Below are 19996 nucleotides of genomic sequence, written 5' to 3' on the forward strand. Positions count from 1 at the left end.
GGGCGACTCAATGGGATTTGAAATAATCGAACGGCTCGCGGCAGCCGTTGCAGCGATACAGGGCACGGCAGGACGTGGCGCCGAAGCCGCTGAGCATGCGCGTGTCCATGGAGCCGCAATGCGGGCAGGCCACCGCGGGCGCCGCGCGCCGGGCAATGCCGGAGACGTCGATGGCGCGTTGCGCCGGCGGCGCGATGCCTTCGGCCAGCAAGGCCCGCCGGCCCCGCTCCGAGAGCCAGTCGGTCGTCCAGGCGGGCGCCAGCCGCGTGCGCACCGATACCGCCGGGATACCGTGGCCGCGCAACACCCATTCGATATCCTGAGTGATTTCACGCATGGCGGGACAACCGGAATACGTGGGCGTGATGGTGACCACGCAGACGGGAGCGGCATCCGGCCCTTCCCAGGCGATGTCGCGCACGATGCCCAGGTCGGTGACCGACAGCGCGGGCATTTCCGGATCCCGCACGGCATCCAGCCAACGCGCGATGCATTCCGGCGCGATCCGCGACGCCGGTGCCTGGGCCTGCGGCAGGACGGGCGCTACCATGCGGCCCCCGGATAAGCGCGTTGCAGGAACTGCATTTCGGCCAGCAAGGGCCCCAGCGCCTCGGTGTGCCGTCCCTGCCGTCCACCGCGATAGGCGGCGTGACGCGCCAGCGCTTCGTCCGGCAAGGCCAGGGTGGCTTCTTCCAGCACCGCGCGTACCTGCGCCAGCCAGGGATCCCGCAGCTCGGCAAGCGGGCAGGCGATACCGCGCCGGCAGGCTTGCGCGTCGGTGTCGTCGTCGGCGAAGAGTTCGCCCGTATAGGGCCACGCGGCATCCACGGCCGCCTGCATGCGGCCGTGGCTTTCCGGCGTGCCATCGCCCAGGCGCACGACGATATCGGCGGAACGGCGCGCATGGTATGCCGCCTCCTTTACCGCTTTTTCCGCGATAGCCGCCACCCGAGGCTCGGACGACGACGACAGCCGGTCCAAAAGAAAGTAGTGCCAGGTATCGAAAAAGAACTGGCGCGCCATCGTATCGCCATAGTCGCCATTGGGCCTTTCCACCAGCAGCGCATTGCGAAACTCATGGGCGTCGCGCAGATAGGCAAGCTGGTCTTCATCGCGCCCCGCCCCTTCCGCCTCGGCGGCCAGCGTCAGCCACAGGCGGGCCTGCCCCAGCAGGTCCAGCGCCGTATTGGTAAGCGCCAGGTCTTCTTCCAGGATGGGGCCGTGGCCGCACCAGGCGGACAGCCTTTGCGACAGGATCAGCGTCGTATCGCCCATGCGCAGCGCGAAATCGAACAGACAGCGGTCCATCGTGGGATTCCTACATGTGCTTGACTTCGTCGGGCATCGGGAAAAAGGTCGGATGCCGGTAGACCTTGCCGCGGGCGGGATCGAACAGCGCCGCTTTGTCCGATGGATCGCTGGCCACGATGTCGCTGGCGCGCACCACCCAGATACTCATGCCCTCGTTGCGGCGTGTGTAGACATCGCGGGCATTCATCAGCGCCATTTCGGCGTCGGGTGCATGCACGCTGCCGACGTGCTTGTGGGCCAGGCCGTGCTGCCCGCGGATGAAGACCTCCCAAAGAGGCCACTGTGTGTCGTCCATACGATCCTCCGTTGCGGCCGCGCGTGTTCCGGGAAGCCGCCGTCAGGCGGCCTTGCGCGCCCGCTGTTTTTCGGCATGGGCAGCCATGGCGTCGCGCACCCAGGCGCCTTCTTCGTGTGCGCGCACGCGCGCCTGCAGGCGTTCGCGGTTGCAGGGCCCATGGCCATCCAGCACGACGCGGAATTCCGTCCAGTCGATTTCCCCGAAGTCGTAATGCCCTCGTTCCGCGTTCCAGCGCAAGGCCGGATCCGGAATCCGCAAGCCCAGGTATTCCGCCTGCGGCACCGACTGGTCGACCATCTTCTGGCGCAGCTCGTCATTGGAGAAAAGCTTGATGCGCCAGCGCGTGGAGCGCGCGCTGTTCGGCGATTCCGCGTCGGGCGGCCCGAACATCATCAGGGCCGGCCACCACCAGCGATCCAGCGCATCCTGGCACATGGCTTTCTGTTCCGGCGTGCCGTGCAGGCACATCTGGATGAGCAGGTCATAGCCCTGCCGCTGGTGGAAGGATTCTTCCTTGCAGATGCGGACCATTGCGCGGGCATAGGGCCCGTACGAACAGCGGCACAGCGGAATCTGGTTGATGATGGCCGAACCGTCCACCAGCCAACCGATCATGCCGATGTCGGCCCACGACAAGGTGGGGTAATTGAAGATGCTCGAATATTTGGCCTTGCCGCTGTGCAGGTCCGCGATCATCGCGTCGCGCGAGGTGCCCAGGGTTTCGGCGGCGCTGTAAAGATATAGCCCGTGCCCGCACTCGTCCTGCACCTTGGCCAGAAGGATGGCCTTGCGCTTGAGGGTGGGTGCGCGCGATATCCAGTTGCCCTCCGGCAGCATGCCGACGATCTCGGAGTGCGCATGCTGCGAGATCTGGCGGATCAGCGTCCGGCGGTAGGCATCCGGCATGGCGTCCCGCGGCTCGACGCGTACGCCGGCGTCGATGCGCTGCTGGAATGCCTGCTCCGCCGGATCCGCATCGGCGACCGCATGGGAATGCCCGGTTTCTGGTGCGTGCGCGTCCATGGTGCTTGTCTCCTGCCCGCGTCTTTGACGTCATGACGATGCAACGATTATTTAATACAGAAATTTGTCTGTCAAACGTATTTCTGTATCACATTGGTTTTATGTATCATGTCGCGGTCGTCCATACAGGCCCGTCTTCCTTCCCATGGCCCCTGCCGCGTCCGCGCTGGAACGCCTTACCGCCCGCCTGATCGCGGCCGACCCGCCGCGCGCCAAATCGCTCTGCGTCAGCCTGCTGGGCGACGCGATGGAGCCGCACGGCGGGGCGATCTGGCTGGGCGACCTGATCGCCTTGCTGCAGCCGCTGGGCATCAATGAACGACTGTTGCGCACCAGCGTATTCCGCCTGGTCGCCGAAGGGTGGCTGCACGCCGAACGGCATGGCCGCCGCAGCCTGTACCGGCTGTCCGCCCAGGGCGCGCGCCACACGTCGCATGCCGCGCAGCGTATTTACCAGGCGTCCGAACCAGCCTGGAACGGCGAGTGGACGCTGGTCGTCATCCCGCGCACGAACAACGGGCTGGCCGAACGCGCCGAACTGCGGCGGGCGCTGGAATGGGAAGGCTATGGCATGGTCGCGCCCGGCGTGTTCGCCCACCCCCGCGGGCAACCGGATGCCGCCGGAGGCATCCTCGAATCGCTGGGCATAGCGGACAAGGCGGTGGTGCTGGCCGGGCGCGATCTGCCCGGCGTGGGTGCCCTGCCCCTGGCAGCGCTGGCGTCGCAATGCTGGAACCTGGGCGAACTGGCGGACCAGTACCGCGAATTCATCCACCAGTTCACGCCGCTGGAGAAAACGCTGAACGGCCAGGACCGGGTCGCGCCGCCGGCGGCGGCCGCTTTCGCCGCCCGTATGCTGCTGCTTCACCGGTGGCGGCGCATCGTGCTGCACGATCCGCGCTTGCCCGCGGACATGCTGGCGCCGGACTGGCCGGGACATCCGGCCCGGGCCCTGTGCCGCAGCCTGTATTGGGGCCTGTTCGATGCCTCGGAGGCCCATCTGCAAACCATCGCTGGGCACGGCGATGGCCACTTCCGGCCCCTGGCGGCCGACGCACTGCGCCGTTTCGGGGGACGCTAGCGATGCGGGCCGGCGCGGCCGCCGTCCCGGGCGTTCGCCATGCCGGCGTCACACCTTGAGGAAATGCTCGCGGTAGTGCTTCAGCTCGTCGATGGAATCGTGGATGTCGGCCAGGGCTTCATGCCGGCTTTTTTTCTCGAAACTTTTGTAGACGTCCGGCCGCCAGCGGCGCGCCAGTTCCTTCAAAGTGCTGACATCCAGGTTGCGGTAATGGAAGAATTGCTCCAGCCGGGGCATATAGCGGAACATGAAGCGCCGGTCCTGGCTGATGGTGTTGCCGCACAGCGGCGACTTGCCGGCCGGGACGTGTTGCGACAGAAAGGCGATCAGGATGTCTTCGGCCTGGGCTTCGCTGATGGTGGACGCCTTCACCTTGTCGATAAGGCCGCTTTTCCCGTGAGTGGACTTGTTCCAATTGTCCATCGCGTCCAGCAGGCTGTCGGGCTGGTGTATGGCCAGCGCCGGCCCTTCGGCCACGATGGTCAGGTCCGGCTCCGTCACCACCACGGCCACTTCGATAATGCGTTCTTTTTCCGGATCCAGGCCCGTCATCTCCATGTCGAGCCAGACCAGGCGGTTCTCGTTCAGAGCCATATAATTTGCCTTTTGAAAATCCGATTTTCTCATATCGGTTTCCCAGCCCGGACCATTCATGCTGACACTGCTGTTCGTTGCACTCCTGCTCGTCGATATCGGCATCAGGCTCTGGCTGTCCACGCGGCAAATCCGCCATGTCGCCCGCCACCGGGACCGCGTGCCCTCCGAATTCTCCAGCCGCATCGGGCTGGCCAGCCACCAGCGGGCCGCCGACTACACGGTCGCGCGCGTCCGGCTGGGTATCGTGGAACGCGTTTTCGACGCCGCGGTGCTGATCGCCCTGACTTTGCTTGGCGGGCTCCAGGCCATCGACCTGTTTGCCGGGCGGCTGACGGACAACGACTTCCTGCGCCAGCTGCTGCTGCTGGTCATCACCGGACTGCTGCTGGGCGTGCTGGAACTGCCCTTCACCGTGTGGCGGCAGTTCAGGCTGGAAGCGCGCTTCGGGTTCAACCGGATGACGCCGGCCCTGTTCGTCTCGGACATGCTCAAGGGGATACTGCTGACCGCCGCGATCGGCCTGCCGCTGGTGGCTGCCATCCTCTGGCTGATGGGCAAGGCCGGCTCGCTGTGGTGGATCTGGGCCTGGGGTGTATGGGTGGGATTCAGCCTGCTGACGCTGCTACTGTTTCCCATGGTCATCGCTCCCCTGTTCAACAAGTTCACGCCGCTGGCCGACCAGGACCTGTCCGCCCGCATCCGGAAACTGGTGCAGCGTTGCGGGTTCGCCATCAACGGGCTATTCGTCATGGACGGATCGCGGCGCTCCGGCCACGGCAACGCGTATTTCACCGGCTTCGGCAAGTCCCGCCGCATCGTTTTCTTCGACACCCTGCTGGCGCGCCTGAACGGCGACGAGATCGAAGCGGTGCTGGCCCACGAACTCGGGCACTTCGCGCGGCGGCACATCACCCGCCGTATCGCGCTCAGCTTCGCTCTCGCCCTGGGATTCTTCGCGCTATTGGGATGGCTGGCCCGCCAGCCCTGGTTCTACGAGCAACTGGGCGTCCTGCCGCGCCTGGACGGCCGCAACGATGCGATGGCGCTGCTGCTCTTCTTCCTGGTCGTGCCGGTCTTCACGTTCCTGTTCACGCCCATCGCCAGTTGGTACTCGCGGCGCGACGAGTTCCAGGCCGACGACTACGCGGCACGCCAGAGTTCCGCCGACCAACTGGTGTCGGCGCTGGTCAAGCTGTATGACGACAACGCAGCCACGTTGACGCCGGATCCCGTGCATTCCGCGTTCTACGACAGCCATCCTCCGGCGGCGGTGCGCATCCGCCATCTGGCCGCGGCCGCTCGATGAACCGCCCCTATCGTCCTTCCCGCCCGGGCCGCCAGGATGCCGCCACCATCGCGCAAGCGGACAAGGCCAAACCCAGGATCCGGGAGACGGGCGAGGAAGCGGACCCCGGCGGCCCCGCTGGCGTTTCCCCCACCGGCCTGCTGGAAGGCCGCATCGTTGCCGCCCATGGACGGCATTATCTGGTCGAAATGGCCGACGGCGCGCTGCGGCAGTGTTTTCCACGCGGCAAGAAAGCCGGCGCTGCCGTGGGCGATCGGGTGCGCATCGCTCCGCAGGGCCGCGACGAAGGCGCCATCGAGCAGATCCTGCCGCGCAGCAACCTGCTGTACCGCTCCGACGAGATGCGCGCCAAGCAATTCGCCGCGAATGTCGATCGGCTGTTCATCGTCGTGGCCGTCCTGCCGACCTTCTCCGACGACCTCGCCGGCCGCGCGCTGGCGGGGGCGTGGAGCGCGGGCATCACGCCATTGATTGTCCTGAACAAGATCGATCTGCACGAGGGCCTGGACGAGGCACGCGCCAGGCTGGCGCCCCTGGCCCGCCTGGGGGTACCCGTGCTGGAAGTCAGCGCCCTGCAGCCCGAGGCGGCGCGCCAGACGCTATACCCGCATATGAAGGGACATGTCAGCCTGCTGCTGGGCCAGAGCGGCATGGGCAAATCGACGCTGCTCAATGACCTGATACCCGGGACCAATGCCGCCACGCGCGAACATTCGATCGCCTTGGACATGGGCAGGCATACCACGACCAGCACGCGCCTTTACCATCTGCCCGAAGGCGGAGACCTGATCGATTCCCCGGGCTTCCAGGCGTTCGGCCTGCAGCATCTGTCGCGCGAGGAAATCGAACGGGGTTTTCCGGAGTTCGCCCCCTACGCGGCGCAATGCCGCTTCTACAACTGCACGCACCAGCACGAGCCCGGCTGCGGTGTCCTGCAAGCGCTTGCGGAAAAGCGGATCGACCCGGCCCGCCACGCCCTGTACCTGCGCATCCTGAACGAAAACGCCGCGGCACCGCGCTATTGAAGGCGGCGGGCGATCGCCCGCCTGCCCCGGCCTTTATTCGGGCGGGGTATCGCGCGCGGCGGGGTCGCACAGCATGTGATAAAGGTTGCGCAACATCGCCGCCGTGGCGCCCCAGATGAAATACCTGCCCCACGGCATCGAGTAGTACTTTCGCACACGGCCGTCCGGGAGTTCGACGCGATGCAGGCGATGATTGGCCGGATCCGTGATGAAGGACAGCGGCACTTCGAAAATCTCCGCGACTTCGAAGGGGTCGGGCACGAGCTCGAAGCCCGGCCGAACCAGTCCCACCGCGGGGGTGATGGAAAACCCGGTGGACGTCAGATACGCGGGCATCGTGCCCAGCACCTCGACCCATTCCGGCCCCAGGCCGGTCTCTTCCTGCGCCTCGCGCAGGGCAGCGGCGATCGGGCTGGCATCCGTGTCCTCGATCCGTCCCCCGGGGAAACTGATCTGCCCCGCGTGATCATGCAGATGGGCGGTACGCTGCGTCAGCATGACGCTTACGCCTTCCTCCCGCATCACCAGCGGGATCAGCACCGCCGCCAGCACGGGCGGCCCCTCGCGGCCCGGATAGCGCACATCGCCGTTCAGGGGCAGTTGCGCCGGCCAGCCGGCCGGATGCTGCAGCACCCGCCGCAATTCTTCCGCGGCCAGGGCCTGGGGCGGCACGGGAAGCAAGCCTTCGTTGGCCGCAACCCAGGGCTGCACAGCGGCGTCAAAGGCGGGTCGAACGATGGGACGGCGAGGACGCGACGAAGCGGGCTGGTCAGGCATGAGGGGTAAAGCGCGGAGTGAACGAAAGACGACGATAGGATGCGGATTGAGAATACCCGCTTGAAAACAAAAAGGCACCCGCTGGGGGTGCCTTTGCTGATGAGGGGCCGGCGGGCGGCACCATCATCGCGATCAGGACGCTGCGGTCTCGGCAGCCTTGGCCGATTGCGCGGCAGCCTGACGGCTGACCAGCTTTTCCTTGATACGAGCGGACTTGCCCGAACGGTCGCGCAGGTAGTACAGCTTGGCGCGGCGAACGTCACCACGGCGCTTCACCTCGATAGAGGCGATCTGCGGCGAGTACAACTGGAAGGTCCGTTCCACGGCCTGGCCCGACGAGATCTTGCGCACGATGAAGGCGGAATTCAGCCCACGGTTGCGCTTGGCGATAACGACGCCTTCGAACGCCTGCACGCGCTTGCGCGTACCTTCGACGACATTGACGTTGACGATCACGGTGTCGCCGGGCGCGAAAGACGGCATCGTCTTGTCGGCGGTCAGGCGCTTGATTTCTTCCTGTTCCAGGATATCGATAAGGTTCATGAGAACTCCGAAATCATCGTGCCATGCGATTGTTATGATGAAAACCTGCGCCGCATGCAGAGGATGACGTTTGGCAAACCGAGCATTCTACATCAAATCAGTAGCTTAGGTAAATCGACCGCCACCTCAGAAACCCGCGGCCGCGCCCAGCCACATCAATGCGGGAATCATCGCGCCCCACATGGCGACCAGCAGGATATCCACCACCATCTGACGCAGCGTAACGTCCTGGCCAGCCCCGGATGCAACCCCGGATATGGTCCCTGATATGGCCCCGGGCACAGCCCCGGATGTGGATCCGGCGCGCGGCAAGGATGCAGGCGAGGCCGGAAAAGCGCCAGGCAAAGGCATGACGCCCAGCGCCCCGTCGCGGCGTGCCCGGCGGAACGGCGACAGCAGGTGCCCCCATGCACGGCGCGCGGGCGGTGCGGGCGGAAACGGCCATTTGGTCGGGAATTGCGGTTCGGCTGCGAGATTCATGCGAGTGCTCCTTGGGAGACATACTTAGTCGAATAGACCCAGCTGCCTCGCGGGCGCAGGTCCATGAGCAAAGCCCGGCCCCCTGGAACGGGAAAAAGGGGCCGGAGCAATAAATTGTTGGGTATCCAGTTGCAGGCGCCGACGGTTGAGCCCCGCCCGGCGTACCGCCACATCAAAGCGCTGGCGCAGCAGATCGGACCAGATGCCGGTACCGCGCATGCGGGTGCCGAAACGGGCGTCGTTGCGCTTGCCTTCCCGCATGTCTTCGATGCGGTGGAGGACGCGTTCGGCGCGATCGGGAAAATGCGCCTGTAACCATTCCTCGAAAACAGGCTTCACTTCCCAGGGCAGCCGGATCACGGTATAGCTGGCGTAGTAGGCGCCCGCCTGGGCGGCCTCTTCGATGATGCGCTCGAGAAATTCGTCGTTGATGAAGGGAATGATGGGTGCAGCCAGCACGCCCACCGGAACGCCGGCATCCGCCAAGGTTTTGACGGCCTGCAGCCGCCGCCAGGGCGCCGAAGCGCGTGGCTCCAGGCTACGCGAAAGATCGGCGTCCAGCGATGTGATGCTGATGTAGACCGCCACAAGGTTGCGCTGCGCGAGCGCCTTCAGGATATCCAGATCGCGTTCGATGAGGGCATTCTTGGTAACGATCGTCAGGGGATGCCCGGTTTCCAGGAGCAGTTCCAGCACGCCCCGTGTCAGGCGCCACGTACGTTCGATAGGCTGGTAGACGTCCGTGGCGGAGCCGATATTGACCGGTTCCGCGCGGTACCCCGGGCGGGCGAGTTCCGCACGCAGGGCGTCCACCGCGTTGGCCTTGGCGATGAGCCGGGTCTCGAAATCCAGCCCGGGGGAATACCCCAGGTAAGCATGGGTGGGCCGGGCATAGCAGTATGCACAGCCATGTTCGCAGCCACGGTAGGTATTGATCGCCCGGTCGAAGGGAACATCGGGCGAATCGTTGCGCGACAGCAGCTTGCGCGCCTGTTCGACCATGACCTGCGTCGTGGGCCCGCGCTGGCTCGGCTCGCCGCCCTCGCCCGCGTCGGCAGCGATCGGATACACCGGGTATCCGGGGTGTCCGGACCGGGGTTGGCCGGGGGCGAACTGATAAATAGGGACTGAAGTAGGGGCAGAACCGGGGGGAGAACCGGGGACCGAGTCGGCCAGCGCCGGCTCGTCTGCCGGATCCGCTGCGCTGCGTTCATCGCGCTGGAAGCGATGCCGAACATTAGTAACCGCACCCCGACCGCGCAAGGCGGCGGGGGCGGCAGCCGGGGACCCAGAACCGGCAAAAACGGAATGATCGGTACGTGCCATGAAGATACTGTACATCCATACAGTACTTCTGGCAAGAACCTGCCGCCTTTTTTTTCGGCGACGTCCCACTTTACCCCAACTTCGCCGGCCGCTGGGGGCAAACTCCCGGACTGTGGCTTTGTCGCAAAACCCGCATGAAATAAGGCTTTCCGGCCGATGGCATGGTAAAAGCGCCCGCCCGGGGGCCGCTTTACCCGCTTCAGCGCAGCATGCCGGCCGCCGCGGTCTGATGCGTCGATTCGTCGATCAGAATGAACGCGCCGGTGGCCGCGACATCGTCGTAGCGATCGAGTATCAGCGGATCGCGCGTCGCGATCAGCACCTTGCCGATGTCGTTCATCCCGAGTGTCCCGACATCGCGATCGATCTCGCGCAACTCGTGAATGTCGCGGCGTGTCACGACCTCGCGGATCTTCGCCGTCGTAAGCCGGGTACCGTGCTTCAACAGATATCGGCGCGCCGGGTTGAGCGGCTGCGTGTCGAGCCAGCACAGTTCCGCTTCCAGTTCCTTGCCCACCCGTGCCGGCGCGGAGGCATGCGACAGCACATCGCCGCGCGACACGTCGACATCACGATCCAGCACCGCGATCACCGAATCGCCCGCCGTCGCGCCGGAGAGGATGCGATCGTGCGCGCGCACCTCGACCACGCGGGCCGTCGTCCCGGATGGCTGCACCGTGATCTCGTCTCCAGGCCGGAGGGTACCGCTGGCGATGCGCCCCGCATAACCGCGGAAATCCTGCGCGCTGCTGCCATCGTGGCGCACCACCCACTGCACCGGAAAACGCAGCGGAGCATGCGCGCCGGCCGCCGATGGATCCAGCGATTGCAGCAGGTCCAGCAGCGGGGGCCCGTCATACCAGGGCGTGTGCGCGGAAGCCGTTACGACATTGTCGCCGTTCAGCGCGGACACGGGCAGCACCTGGAAATCCGCGATGCCGATACGGCGCGCCAGGTCGGCATAGGCATCGCGGATACGTTCGAACACCGCGCGGTCCCACCCCGCCAGATCCATCTTGTTGACCGCGACGACGATGTGGCGGATCCCCAGCAGCCGCGCGATGGTGCTGTGCCGCTTCGTCTGCGGCAGCAGCTGTCCGTCGGCCGCCCGCGTCGCATCGATCAGGATGACCGCCACATCGGCGGTGGAGGCCCCGGTCACCATATTCCGCGTGTATTGCTCATGCCCCGGCGCGTCGGCGATGATGAACTTGCGGCGCGGCGTCGCGAAATAGCGGTACGCGACGTCGATGGTGATGCCCTGCTCGCGCTCGGCTTCCAGCCCGTCCGTCAGCAATGCGAAGTCGATGCCGTCGCCGGCCACGCGCTTGTACTTGGCCCGGGCGATGGCATCCAGCTGGTCGGCGTAGACGCTTTTGCTGTCGTACAGCAAACGTCCGATCAGCGTGGACTTGCCGTCGTCGACCGAGCCGGCCGTGATGAGCCGGATGACGGCCGTTTCGCCCGCGGGCAGGAAGGATTCGTTGATGGCATTCATGCGGTGTGGCTCCGGTCCGGCTTCAGAAATAACCTTCTTTCTTGCGGCGCTCCATGGAGGCCTCGGAGGTCTGGTCGTCCATCCGCGTGGCGCCGCGCTCGGTGATGTCGCTCAACGCGGTCTCGGCGATGATGGCCTGGTTGTCCGCGGCATCGGAGGCCACCGGGCAGGTGCACGAGATGTCTCCCACGGTGCGGAACCGCACCGACAGGGTTTCCACCTGCTCGTCCGCCTGCGGGGGCGTCAGCGGCGTGACCGGCACCAGCAGGCCGCGCCGGCGCACCACCTGCCGTCGATGGCTGTAGTAGATCGATGGCAGCGCCAGGTTCTCGCGGGCGATGTATTGCCATACATCCAGTTCGGTCCAATTGGAGATCGGGAATACCCGCATGTTCTCGCCGCGATGCACGCGCGTGTTGTACAGGCTCCAGACTTCCGGACGCTGGCTCTTGGGATCCCACTGGCCGAATTCGTCGCGGAACGAAAAGATGCGCTCCTTCGCGCGCGCCTTTTCCTCGTCGCGCCGCGCGCCGCCGATGCAGGCATCGAAGCCGAATTCGGCGATCGCTTCCAGCAGGGTGACCGCCTGCGCGGCATTGCGCGAATCGGTTTCCTTGCGCAGCACCACCGAGCCGCGTGCCATCGAGTCTTCCACGCTGCGCACGATCAGCCGTTCACCCAGCTCCGCGGCGCGAGCGTCGCGAAACCGGATGACTTCCGGAAAATTGTGCCCCGTGTCGATGTGCATCAGCGGAAACGGGAAGCGGGCCGGCCGGAACGCCTTTTCCGCCAGGCGCAGCAGCACGCAGGAATCCTTGCCGCCGGAAAACAGCAGGACCGGCCTTTCGCATTCGGCCGCGACCTCGCGCATGATGAAAATCGCTTCGGATTCCAGCCAATCCAGATGGCTGCGGGTATGGACGATGGACATGGGACTCTCGGTTGCTTCGGTAGAACGGGGGTATCAAGCCTTGGCCGCGGCGGCATCCCCGACATGGCCGGCTGCCTGGTTGCCTGCATGCAGCCCGCATTCCTTGCTATCGGAGGACTCCCACCACCACCGCCCCGCGCGGACGTCCTCGCCCGGGCGGATGGCCCGGGTGCAGGGCTCGCAGCCGATAGACGGATAGCCGCGGTCGTGCAGCGGGTTATAGGGAATGTCGAGCACGCGGATCGCATTCCACACGTCGTCCTCGCCCCAGGCAGCCAGCGGATTGAATTTGTACAGGCCGAAAACCGCATCCCGTTCCGCTTCCGGCAGGCTGCCGCGCGTGGCCGCCTGGGCGCGTCGCTGGCCGGTAATCCAGGCGCCCCGCCCCGCCAGCGCGCGCGTCAGCGGCTCTACCTTGCGGATATGGCAACAGGCCTGGCGCAGCGCCCGGCTTTCATAGAACGCGAACATGCCGTGTTCCGCGACATGCACGTCGACGGCGTGCGGCAGCGGCCGGTACACCGTCGGCCGGCGGCCATAGCGCCCCTCGATGATGTCCAGCATGGCCAGGGTTTCCGCGTGCAGACGCCCGGTATCCAGCGTGAAGACCTCGATGGGCAAACCGCCGGTATGGATGGCGTGCGTCAGGACCATGTCCTCGGCCGCCAATGAGGAAGCCAGCGCCGCGTCCGGATAGCGCGCCGCGATATCGGTCAACTGCTGCAACAGCTCGGACCACCGCGTGGCAATGGCGGTGTCCGGATGTGCAAGGGATACGGTACGGGTCATCGTGGGCGCATTCACAGGCTAATGGCAAGGACGGCGCTCAAGCGCCGGCGGGAAAAATCCGGCCCCGGCGCGGACGCGCCAGCAGCATCGCGCCTTCGCGCAGGTCCAGGCCGTGGTATTCGTCTTCGGACAACTGGGCCTCCAGCAGGGCGCCGTCTTCGCGCTGCAGTTCCAGGAAGGCGCTGGGCCCGGCCAGATAGGCATGGTTCAGCTTGACCGCGATACCCTCGCCGGAGGGCGCATAGGGCACGATGTCCAGCTCGTGCGGCCGCACATACGCCACGGCGCGCTGCTCGTCCAGGCCATCGAAGGCCGGCGCGGGCAGCGCGACGCCGTTGGCGCGCCACTGACCGCCGGCCGCGTGGCCCTCGATCTGGTTGACGTCGCCCAGGAAGCCGTAGACGAAAGGCGTCGCTGGATGCGTCCACACATCGCGCGGCGTACCCACCTGCTCGATGCGGCCCGCGTTCATCACGACGACACGGTCGGCGACTTCCAGCGCTTCTTCCTGGTCGTGCGTGACGAAGACGCTGGCGACGTGCAGCTCGTCGTGCAGACGGCGCAGCCAGCGGCGCAATTCCTTGCGCACCTTCGCGTCCAGCGCGCCGAAGGGTTCGTCCAGCAGCAGGACGCGCGGCTCGACGGCCAGCGCGCGCGCCAGTGCGATCCGCTGCCTCTGCCCGCCCGACAACTGGCCCGGATAGCGGTCGCCCAGCCAGTCCAGCTGCACCAGATCGAGTAGCGCGTGGACCTTCTGCCTGATGGCCGCCTCGCTGGGCCGCTGGCCGCGCGGCTTGATACGCAGACCGAAGGCGACGTTCTCGAAGACGGTCATGTGCCGGAACAAGGCATAGTGCTGGAAAACGAAGCCGACCTGGCGTTCACGCACATGCACCCCCGTGCTGTCTTCGCCGGAGAAATAAATGCTGCCGCTGTCCGGTGTCTCCAGGCCCGCGATGATGCGCAGCAAGGTCGTCTTGCCGCAGCCGGACGGTCCGAGCAGCGCGACGAGTTCGCCGGAGTCGATGTGCAGATTGACATCGCGCAGGGCCTGGAAAGCGCCGAAGCGCTTATTGACCGATTTGATCTCGATATCCATATAGCTTTCCTCGATTCTTTCTGGGTCTTAACGGCGCGCGGGCGCGTACAGGACAGGCAGGCGCGGGGCGCGGCCGTCCGCGGCCACCGCATCGGCATCGTCCTGGCGCGCCAACGCATGCGCGTGCCGCCATTGCACCATGGTTTTTATGGCCAGCGTGACGAGGGCCAGCAGCGCCAGCAGCGAGGCGACGGCGAACCCGGCCTGGATCTGGTATTCGTTGTAGAGAATTTCCACCTGCAGCGGGAGGGTATTGGTCAGGCCGCGAATATGGCCTGATATCACGGACACCGCGCCGAATTCGCCCATTGCGCGCGCATTGCACAGGATCACGCCATACAGCAGGCCCCAGCGGATATTGGGCAGGGTTACATGGAAGAACGTCTGCCAGCCGCGCGCGCCCAGCACGATGGCGGCCTCTTCCTCCTCGCTGCCCTGCGCCTCCATGAGCGGAATCAGCTCACGTGCCACCAGCGGCAGCGTCACGAACGCGGTAACCAGCACGATGCCCGGCAGGGCGAAGGCAATTTTCAGATCGTGAGCCATCAGCCATGGCCCTATCCAGCCCTGCGCGCCCACCACCAGCATGTAGGAAAGCCCGGCCACCACCGGGGATACGGAAAATGGCAAATCTATCAGGCTGACGAGCAGGGCTTTGCCACGGAACTCGTGCTTGGCGACGGCCCAGGCCACCACGATACCGAAGACCATATTCAGGGGCACGCAGACGCACGCCGTCAGCAAGGTCAGCAGGATGGCGGCCCAGGAGTCGGGTTCGTTCAACGCGGACACGTAGGCGCCTACCCCTTTGCGCAAAGCCTCCAGGAACACCGTGCACAGGGGCAGCACGAGGAACAGCATCAGGAACGCAGCCGCCACGATGACCAGCAAGGCGCGCGCAAGTCCCCCGCTCCCCCTGGACGACGGCGAAATCGCCGCGGCCCCCGTCATGGCCGTCCTCCGGCAAACGCACGGCGGCGCCATGCCTGCGCCGCATTGATGGCAAGCAACATCGCGAAGGACAGGCCCAGCAGCACCGAAGCGATAGCGGCCGCGCCGGCATAGTCGAACTGTTCGAGCTTGACCAGAATAAGCAGGGGAGCGATCTCGGACACCATGGGCATATTGCCGGCGATGAAGATCACGGAACCATACTCGCCGATCGCACGGGCGAACGCCATGGCGAATCCGGCCAGCAGCGCGGGCGCGATGGTGGGCAGCAGCACACGGATGAATACCTGGACCGGCCTCGCGCCCAGGCTGGCTGCGGCCTCCTCCAGCGACCCCTCGATATCTTCCAGTACAGGCTGCACCGTGCGGACGACGAAAGGAATGCCGATGAAGATCAACGCGACCACGATGCCCGCGGGCGTATAGGCGATCTTGATGCCCAGTGGCGCGAGCAGCCCGCCGATCCAGCCGTTCGGCCCCAGCAACGCGGCCAGCGCGATGCCGGCGACCGCGGTCGGCAGGGCAAACGGCAGGTCGACAAGCGCATCGAGCAGGCCCTTGCCGGGAAACCGGTAGCGCACCAGCACCCATGCCACCAGCAGACCGAAAACCAGGTTGACGAGTGCGGCAAGCAGCGATGCGCCGAAGGTGACGCGATAGGCGGCAAGCACACGCGGCGACGTGACGGCGGCGAGGAAAGCCTCCCAGCTCAGGCCCGCGGCCTTGATCAGCAATGCCGACAGCGGCAGCAATACCAGGATGCCCAGATACGCCAGCGATATCCCCAGCGTCAGGTTCAACCCCGGCATGACACGCGGGGTGCGCGCACCGCGCCTGGCCGGCGCCACGGGCGCCCCGGGCTCGCGCGGCGCGGGTATGCCGGCCGCGGGCAGTGTCAGGTCGGCCATCGCCATGCGCCTACTGTTTGACATAGATCTGGTCGAATATGCCGCGCTCCGCGAAATGCGCCTTGTCCACCTCGGGCCAGCCGCCCAGGTCGCGGATAGTGAACAGCTCCAGCGCCGGAAATTGCGCGGCGTAGGCGGCCTTGGCCTTGGCCCCGATCGGCCGGTAGTAATTGCGGGCGATCAGGTCCTGCGCCTCGTCGGAATACAGATGCTTCAGATAGGCTTCGGCGACTTCGCGCGTGCCCTTGCGATCGACGTTCCGGTCCACGACCGCCACGGAGGGTTCGCACAGCACGCTGAGGCTGGGAACGACGATTTCGAGCTCGCCCGCGCCGAATTCCTTCCGCGCCAGGAAGGCATCGTTTTCCCAGGAAATCAGCACATCCCCCACGCCCCGCTGCGCGAACGTGATGGTCGATCCGCGCGCGCCCGAATCCAGCACCGGCACATTACGGTAGAGCCTTTCGACGAAATCACGCGCACCCGCTTCGCCTGACTTGCGCCGCGCATGTTCCCATGCCGCGAGATAGTTCCACCGGGCGCCCGCCGATGTCTTGGGATTGGGCGTAATGACGGACACTCCGGGCTTGACGAGGTCGTCCCAGCCCTCGATGCCCTTCGGGTTGCCCTTGCGCACCACCAGAATGATGGTCGACGTGTAAGGCGACGCGTTATCGGGCAGCCGGCTTTCCCACCCCGGTTTGACGAGGCCGCCATGGGTAACCAAGGCTTCGACATCCGGCGCGAGTCCCAGCGTCACCACGTCGGCATCGACACCGTCGATCACGCTGCGCGCCTGCTTGGAGGAACCTCCATGCGAATTCCTGATGAAAACATCCTGGCCCGTTTTGGCTTTCCAATACCGCGCGAACAAGGGGTTGTATTGCGCATACAGCTCGCGCGTGGGGTCGTATGAGACATTCAGCAGCTCGAGCGGCCGTGCCTGCGCCCGCGCCGCCGGCAGCAGTTGTGTCAGGCCCATGCAGGCAGAGGCCAAACCCAGCGCCCCTTTCAGGAAATCCCGCTTCTGCCTGTCGTGTGTCATGAAGTCCGTATCCGCGATATCGCGCGCCAGTGGCGCCGAATGTGATGGAGCGGCGAAGCCGCCTGCACGATGAAGCGGAATTGTGGAGGGTATGGGCGGCGCATCAAACGAAAATGTGCTTGTTTGCATATTTCCGGATTCGCTTTCGCCCCGGGGGCGGCGCGGCGGAAGGGGCTGGCGCGGTACGCCCCAACCGCGCAAAAAAAGAAAGCCGCCGGTTCACGGCGGCCTTCGCACGATGGGTTGCCGTTCTTATTATTTATTGGGCTGGGGCGTGATGCGCAGGTAGGGCCGCACCGCCTTGTAGCCTTTGGGGAACTTCTGCTTGATGACCTCTTCGTCCTTCAGCGACGGGACGATGATGACGTCGTCCCCATCCTGCCAGTTCACCGGCGTGGCCACGCTATGGCTGTCGGTCAGCTGCAGAGAATCGATCACGCGAAGGATCTCGTTGAAGTTGCGTCCGGTACTGGCCGGATAGGTAATGATCAGGCGCACTTTCTTCGCCGGATCGATGATGAACACCGAACGCACGGTAGCCGTGGCGCTGGCATTCGGGTGAATCATGTCATAGAGCTCCGACACCTTGCGATCTTCGTCCGCCAGGATGGGAAAGTTGACCTTCGTGCCCTGCGTGTCGTTGATGTCGTCGATCCACTTGGTGTGCGAATCGACGGGATCCACCGACAGGGCCAGCACTTTCACGTTGCGCTTGGCGAACTCGTCCGCCAGTTTGGCGGTGTAGCCCAGCTCCGTGGTGCATACCGGGGTGAAGTCGGCCGGGTGCGAAAAGAGGACGCCCCAGCTATTGCCCAGGTAGTCATGAAAACGGATGGGGCCGACGGAGGATTTCTGTTCAAAATCGGGCGCTTCATCGCCCAAACGTAGCTGTCCCATGCTCGATCCTATATCCAGAGAAAACAAACGCCGGGCGCGAGATGCGATCCGGCGGACACACGGAATGGCGCCATGCCCCGACGCAATCCATTTGTGATTCTGGCATCAAACCCGGACGTCGAAAAGCCAGAATGCATATAACCTTATGCAATATCGGCGTAAGCGGCGCAAGTGTCCGCAACGGCGCCCGCCTGGACGACGGCCGACAGCGCGGCGGCACGCGGCAGGATATGCGCGCCAAAGAAGAACGCCGTCGCCAACTTGTTGCGCAGGAATTCCCGGGGCCATTCGGACGCGGCGTCCGCGCCTTCCAGGCGGCGATGGCAGACCACCGCCGCCCGCCCCATCTGCCAGCCCGCCATCAGTATCCCGCTGAGCATCAGGAAGGGCACGCTGCCGGCGAATACCGCGCGCACGTTACCCATCGCCGTCCGCGCCATGAATTCCAGGGCCTGCTGCTGGGCCTGCATGGCCTGGGCCAGATTCCCCCGTAGCAACGCCAGGCCAGCCGCCGCCTCCGCGTCCGCGGTCGCCTCGGCGGCCTGCAACGCGTCAAGGGTGCCGCGCATTTCCTGCTGGATACGGCGGGCAGTCGCGCCGCCGTCGCGCAGCAGCTTGCGGCCGATCAGGTCGTTCGCCTGGATGGCGGTGGTTCCCTCATAGATGGGCAGGATGCGGGCATCGCGATAGTGTTGCGCGGCGCCCGTTTCTTCGATGTATCCCATGCCGCCATGAACCTGCACCCCAAGCGAGGCGACCTCCACCGCGGACTCCGTGCAGAACCCCTTTACCACCGGAACCATGAATTCATAGAAAGCGCGATTGCGGTCGCGTGTTTCCGCGTCGGGATGGTGATTGGCCAGATCCAGGGCCGCGGCGGTCACATAGGACAGCGAACGTCCGCCCTCCGTCAGCGCCCGCATCGTCAACAGCATGCGTTGCACGTCGGGATGGCGGACGATGGCGACCGGTCCGCTGGAACCCTCCACGGCCCGGCCCTGCACCCGCTCGCGCGCATAGGCCAGTGCCTGCTGGGTGGCGCGTTCGGCCAGGGCCACGCCCTGCTGCCCCACGGCGTAGCGGGCCGCGTTCATCATGATGAACATGTACTCCAGCCCTCGGTTCTCCTCGCCCACCAGGTAGCCGATGGCCCCCTCTCCTACCTCGCCCTTACCGCCCCCGTATATCAGCACCGCGGTCGGGCTACCGTGGATGCCCAGCTTGTGTTCCAGCGACGCGCACCACACATCGTTGCGTGTTCCTGGGGCGCCATCGGCCGCGGGCAGGAACTTCGGCACCACGAACAGCGATATTCCCTTCACCCCGCGCGGGGCATCCGGCGTGCGCGCCAGCACCAGGTGGACGATGTTCTCCGCCATGTCGTGCTCGCCGTAGGTAATGAAGATCTTCTGGCCCGACACGCGATAGCTGCCATCCGGTTGGGGCACGGCGCGCGTGGCGATCTGGGCCAGGTCCGAGCCGGCCTGCGGCTCGGTCAGATTCATCGTGCCGGTCCATTTGCCCGATACGAGATTGGGTACATAGGTGTCGCGCAGCGTCTGGCTTCCCACGGTGAGCAAAGCTTCGATGACGCCATCGGTCAACAAGGGGCAGAGCGAAAAAGCCAGGCAGGCCGAATTGATATTCTCGTTGGCGGTGGCCGCCACGACCTTGGGCAGGCCCTGTCCGCCCCAGGCAAGCGGATGCAACAAGCCCTGCCAGCCGCCTTCCGCATAAGTGCGGTAAGCCGCCGCATAGCCGGGCGGGGTCGTTACCGCGCCGTCGCGCCAGACGGCGGGTTCGCGATCGCCGATGCGATTCAGCGGCGCCACGGCCTCTTCCACGAAGCGCGCGTTTTCACGCAACACCGCATCCACCACATCGGCGGATGCCTCTTCGTACCCCGGCAAGGCCAGGATTTCGTCCAGGCCGGCCAGCTCCTTGAGCGTGAAACGGATATCCGCGATCGGTACGTGGTAGCTCATGTCGTCTCCTTGTCGGACGCGGCCCGCCCCGCGCCCTGTGGGAAAGCCCCGGCCATGGCCGGGCGATGCATGCCGGAAGGCGGATGGGCCGCTTGCCGCCGAAAGCAAAACGGCCGTCCACCAGGA

The 19996-nt window shown here is 65.5% G+C and carries 21 protein-coding genes; 3 read left to right on the top strand and 18 right to left on the bottom strand.

Going from position 1 to position 19996, the window contains the following annotated elements; genetic code table 11:
• Positions 1-7: 7 nt before the first annotated feature.
• From paaD to paaA, 4 genes are read right to left on the bottom strand one after another with little or no spacing between them, the layout of a single operon-like run.
• Complete coding sequence (paaD, locus tag CAL28_RS19555) at positions 8-550, bottom strand: 1,2-phenylacetyl-CoA epoxidase subunit PaaD (protein WP_094842904.1); 543 nt, start codon at positions 548-550, stop codon at positions 8-10.
• On the bottom strand, positions 544-1308 hold the full coding sequence (gene paaC, locus CAL28_RS19560; protein ID WP_094842905.1) for a 1,2-phenylacetyl-CoA epoxidase subunit PaaC: 765 nt from the start codon (positions 1306-1308) through the stop codon (positions 544-546). Before paaC ends, paaD begins: the two co-directional genes overlap by 7 nt.
• Positions 1309-1318: 10 nt before the next feature.
• Positions 1319-1606, bottom strand: a complete 288-nt coding sequence (paaB, locus tag CAL28_RS19565) for a 1,2-phenylacetyl-CoA epoxidase subunit PaaB (RefSeq protein WP_094842906.1) — start codon at positions 1604-1606, stop codon at positions 1319-1321.
• Between the two features lie 42 nt (positions 1607-1648).
• Complete coding sequence (paaA, locus tag CAL28_RS19570) at positions 1649-2632, bottom strand: 1,2-phenylacetyl-CoA epoxidase subunit PaaA (protein WP_094842907.1); 984 nt, start codon at positions 2630-2632, stop codon at positions 1649-1651.
• A gap of 145 nt (positions 2633-2777) precedes the next feature.
• Between paaA and paaX the strand changes: the two genes are divergently transcribed.
• A complete protein-coding gene (gene paaX, locus CAL28_RS19575) occupies positions 2778-3713 on the top strand; it encodes a phenylacetic acid degradation operon negative regulatory protein PaaX (RefSeq protein ID WP_094842908.1) in 936 nt (311 codons plus the stop codon).
• A 48-nt stretch (positions 3714-3761) separates the two neighbouring features.
• On the opposite strand, the gene orn is transcribed toward paaX, so the two are convergent.
• Positions 3762-4307, bottom strand: a complete 546-nt coding sequence (orn, locus tag CAL28_RS19580; protein ID WP_094844731.1) for an oligoribonuclease — start codon at positions 4305-4307, stop codon at positions 3762-3764.
• A 58-nt stretch (positions 4308-4365) separates the two neighbouring features.
• Between orn and CAL28_RS19585 the strand changes: the two genes are divergently transcribed.
• Complete coding sequence (locus tag CAL28_RS19585) at positions 4366-5616, top strand: M48 family metallopeptidase (protein WP_094842909.1); 1251 nt, start codon at positions 4366-4368, stop codon at positions 5614-5616.
• Between the two features lie 188 nt (positions 5617-5804).
• Positions 5805-6641, top strand: coding sequence for a ribosome small subunit-dependent GTPase A (gene rsgA, locus CAL28_RS19590; protein ID WP_254926302.1), 837 nt, complete (start codon positions 5805-5807; stop codon positions 6639-6641).
• A 33-nt stretch (positions 6642-6674) separates the two neighbouring features.
• On the opposite strand, the gene CAL28_RS19595 is transcribed toward rsgA, so the two are convergent.
• The 13 genes from CAL28_RS19595 to CAL28_RS19650 all read right to left on the bottom strand — a co-directional run bounded on the left by CAL28_RS19595 (position 6675) and on the right by CAL28_RS19650 (position 19870).
• The gene (locus tag CAL28_RS19595; RefSeq protein WP_094842911.1) at positions 6675-7418 is read right to left on the bottom strand and encodes a CoA pyrophosphatase; all 744 of its coding nucleotides are present in this window, start codon (positions 7416-7418) and stop codon (positions 6675-6677) included.
• Positions 7419-7550: 132 nt separating this feature from the next.
• A complete protein-coding gene (rplS, locus tag CAL28_RS19600; protein WP_094842912.1) occupies positions 7551-7961 on the bottom strand; it encodes a 50S ribosomal protein L19 in 411 nt (136 codons plus the stop codon).
• Positions 7962-8087: 126 nt separating this feature from the next.
• On the bottom strand, positions 8088-8441 hold the full coding sequence (locus CAL28_RS19605) for a hypothetical protein (protein WP_094842913.1): 354 nt from the start codon (positions 8439-8441) through the stop codon (positions 8088-8090).
• Between the two features lie 24 nt (positions 8442-8465).
• On the bottom strand, positions 8466-9767 hold the full coding sequence (locus CAL28_RS19610) for a PA0069 family radical SAM protein (RefSeq protein WP_094844732.1): 1302 nt from the start codon (positions 9765-9767) through the stop codon (positions 8466-8468).
• A gap of 199 nt (positions 9768-9966) precedes the next feature.
• Positions 9967-11265, bottom strand: a complete 1299-nt coding sequence (locus CAL28_RS19615) for a sulfate adenylyltransferase subunit 1 (RefSeq protein ID WP_094842914.1) — start codon at positions 11263-11265, stop codon at positions 9967-9969.
• A gap of 22 nt (positions 11266-11287) precedes the next feature.
• The gene (cysD, locus tag CAL28_RS30060) at positions 11288-12196 is read right to left on the bottom strand and encodes a sulfate adenylyltransferase subunit CysD (protein WP_254926174.1); all 909 of its coding nucleotides are present in this window, start codon (positions 12194-12196) and stop codon (positions 11288-11290) included.
• A 33-nt stretch (positions 12197-12229) separates the two neighbouring features.
• Positions 12230-12985 (bottom strand): phosphoadenylyl-sulfate reductase, encoded by a 756-nt coding sequence (locus CAL28_RS30065; protein WP_254926175.1) that lies wholly within the window; start codon positions 12983-12985, stop codon positions 12230-12232.
• A gap of 37 nt (positions 12986-13022) precedes the next feature.
• Entirely contained in the window at positions 13023-14084 is a 1062-nt protein-coding gene (locus tag CAL28_RS19625; protein WP_094842915.1) for a sulfate/molybdate ABC transporter ATP-binding protein, read from the bottom strand.
• Between the two features lie 27 nt (positions 14085-14111).
• Positions 14112-15035 carry a sulfate ABC transporter permease subunit CysW gene (gene cysW / locus CAL28_RS19630; RefSeq protein ID WP_094842916.1) on the bottom strand — a complete coding sequence of 308 codons (924 nt, stop codon included), beginning with the start codon at positions 15033-15035 and terminating at the stop codon, positions 14112-14114.
• The gene (gene cysT, locus CAL28_RS19635) at positions 15032-15943 is read right to left on the bottom strand and encodes a sulfate ABC transporter permease subunit CysT (protein WP_094842917.1); all 912 of its coding nucleotides are present in this window, start codon (positions 15941-15943) and stop codon (positions 15032-15034) included. Before cysT ends, cysW begins: the two co-directional genes overlap by 4 nt.
• 10 nt (positions 15944-15953) lie before the next feature.
• Positions 15954-16988 carry a sulfate ABC transporter substrate-binding protein gene (locus tag CAL28_RS19640; RefSeq protein ID WP_094844733.1) on the bottom strand — a complete coding sequence of 345 codons (1035 nt, stop codon included), beginning with the start codon at positions 16986-16988 and terminating at the stop codon, positions 15954-15956.
• A gap of 255 nt (positions 16989-17243) precedes the next feature.
• Positions 17244-17885: a peroxiredoxin gene (locus CAL28_RS19645; protein ID WP_094842918.1), complete on the bottom strand. Its 642-nt coding sequence runs from the start codon at positions 17883-17885 to the stop codon at positions 17244-17246.
• A 143-nt stretch (positions 17886-18028) separates the two neighbouring features.
• Positions 18029-19870 carry an acyl-CoA dehydrogenase gene (locus tag CAL28_RS19650; protein ID WP_094842919.1) on the bottom strand — a complete coding sequence of 614 codons (1842 nt, stop codon included), beginning with the start codon at positions 19868-19870 and terminating at the stop codon, positions 18029-18031.
• Positions 19871-19996 lie beyond the last annotated feature (126 nt).

It is taken from the genome of Bordetella genomosp. 11 (genome assembly GCF_002261215.1).
Taxonomy (GTDB): domain Bacteria; phylum Pseudomonadota; class Gammaproteobacteria; order Burkholderiales; family Burkholderiaceae_B; genus Bordetella_C.

Coding starts and splice junctions, on each gene's coding strand:
- paaC (WP_094842905.1), bottom strand. CDS start 1,308: ATGGACCGCTGTCTGTTCGATTTCGCGCTGCGCATGGGCGATACGACG.
- CAL28_RS19610 (WP_094844732.1), bottom strand. CDS start 9,767: ATGGCACGTACCGATCATTCCGTTTTTGCCGGTTCTGGGTCCCCGGCT.
- cysT (WP_094842917.1), bottom strand. CDS start 15,943: ATGGCCGACCTGACACTGCCCGCGGCCGGCATACCCGCGCCGCGCGAG.
- paaA (WP_094842907.1), bottom strand. CDS start 2,632: ATGGACGCGCACGCACCAGAAACCGGGCATTCCCATGCGGTCGCCGAT.
- CAL28_RS30065 (WP_254926175.1), bottom strand. CDS start 12,985: ATGACCCGTACCGTATCCCTTGCACATCCGGACACCGCCATTGCCACG.
- CAL28_RS19625 (WP_094842915.1), bottom strand. CDS start 14,084: ATGGATATCGAGATCAAATCGGTCAATAAGCGCTTCGGCGCTTTCCAG.
- cysW (WP_094842916.1), bottom strand. CDS start 15,035: ATGACGGGGGCCGCGGCGATTTCGCCGTCGTCCAGGGGGAGCGGGGGA.
- CAL28_RS19640 (WP_094844733.1), bottom strand. CDS start 16,988: ATGACACACGACAGGCAGAAGCGGGATTTCCTGAAAGGGGCGCTGGGT.
- CAL28_RS19605 (WP_094842913.1), bottom strand. CDS start 8,441: ATGAATCTCGCAGCCGAACCGCAATTCCCGACCAAATGGCCGTTTCCG.
- paaD (WP_094842904.1), bottom strand. CDS start 550: ATGGTAGCGCCCGTCCTGCCGCAGGCCCAGGCACCGGCGTCGCGGATC.
- paaX (WP_094842908.1), top strand. CDS start 2,778: ATGGCCCCTGCCGCGTCCGCGCTGGAACGCCTTACCGCCCGCCTGATC.
- paaB (WP_094842906.1), bottom strand. CDS start 1,606: ATGGACGACACACAGTGGCCTCTTTGGGAGGTCTTCATCCGCGGGCAG.
- CAL28_RS19595 (WP_094842911.1), bottom strand. CDS start 7,418: ATGCCTGACCAGCCCGCTTCGTCGCGTCCTCGCCGTCCCATCGTTCGA.
- CAL28_RS19615 (WP_094842914.1), bottom strand. CDS start 11,265: ATGAATGCCATCAACGAATCCTTCCTGCCCGCGGGCGAAACGGCCGTC.
- CAL28_RS19645 (WP_094842918.1), bottom strand. CDS start 17,885: ATGGGACAGCTACGTTTGGGCGATGAAGCGCCCGATTTTGAACAGAAA.
- CAL28_RS19650 (WP_094842919.1), bottom strand. CDS start 19,870: ATGAGCTACCACGTACCGATCGCGGATATCCGTTTCACGCTCAAGGAG.
- rsgA (WP_254926302.1), top strand. CDS start 5,805: ATGGCCGACGGCGCGCTGCGGCAGTGTTTTCCACGCGGCAAGAAAGCC.
- cysD (WP_254926174.1), bottom strand. CDS start 12,196: ATGTCCATCGTCCATACCCGCAGCCATCTGGATTGGCTGGAATCCGAA.
- rplS (WP_094842912.1), bottom strand. CDS start 7,961: ATGAACCTTATCGATATCCTGGAACAGGAAGAAATCAAGCGCCTGACC.
- CAL28_RS19585 (WP_094842909.1), top strand. CDS start 4,366: ATGCTGACACTGCTGTTCGTTGCACTCCTGCTCGTCGATATCGGCATC.
- orn (WP_094844731.1), bottom strand. CDS start 4,307: ATGGCTCTGAACGAGAACCGCCTGGTCTGGCTCGACATGGAGATGACG.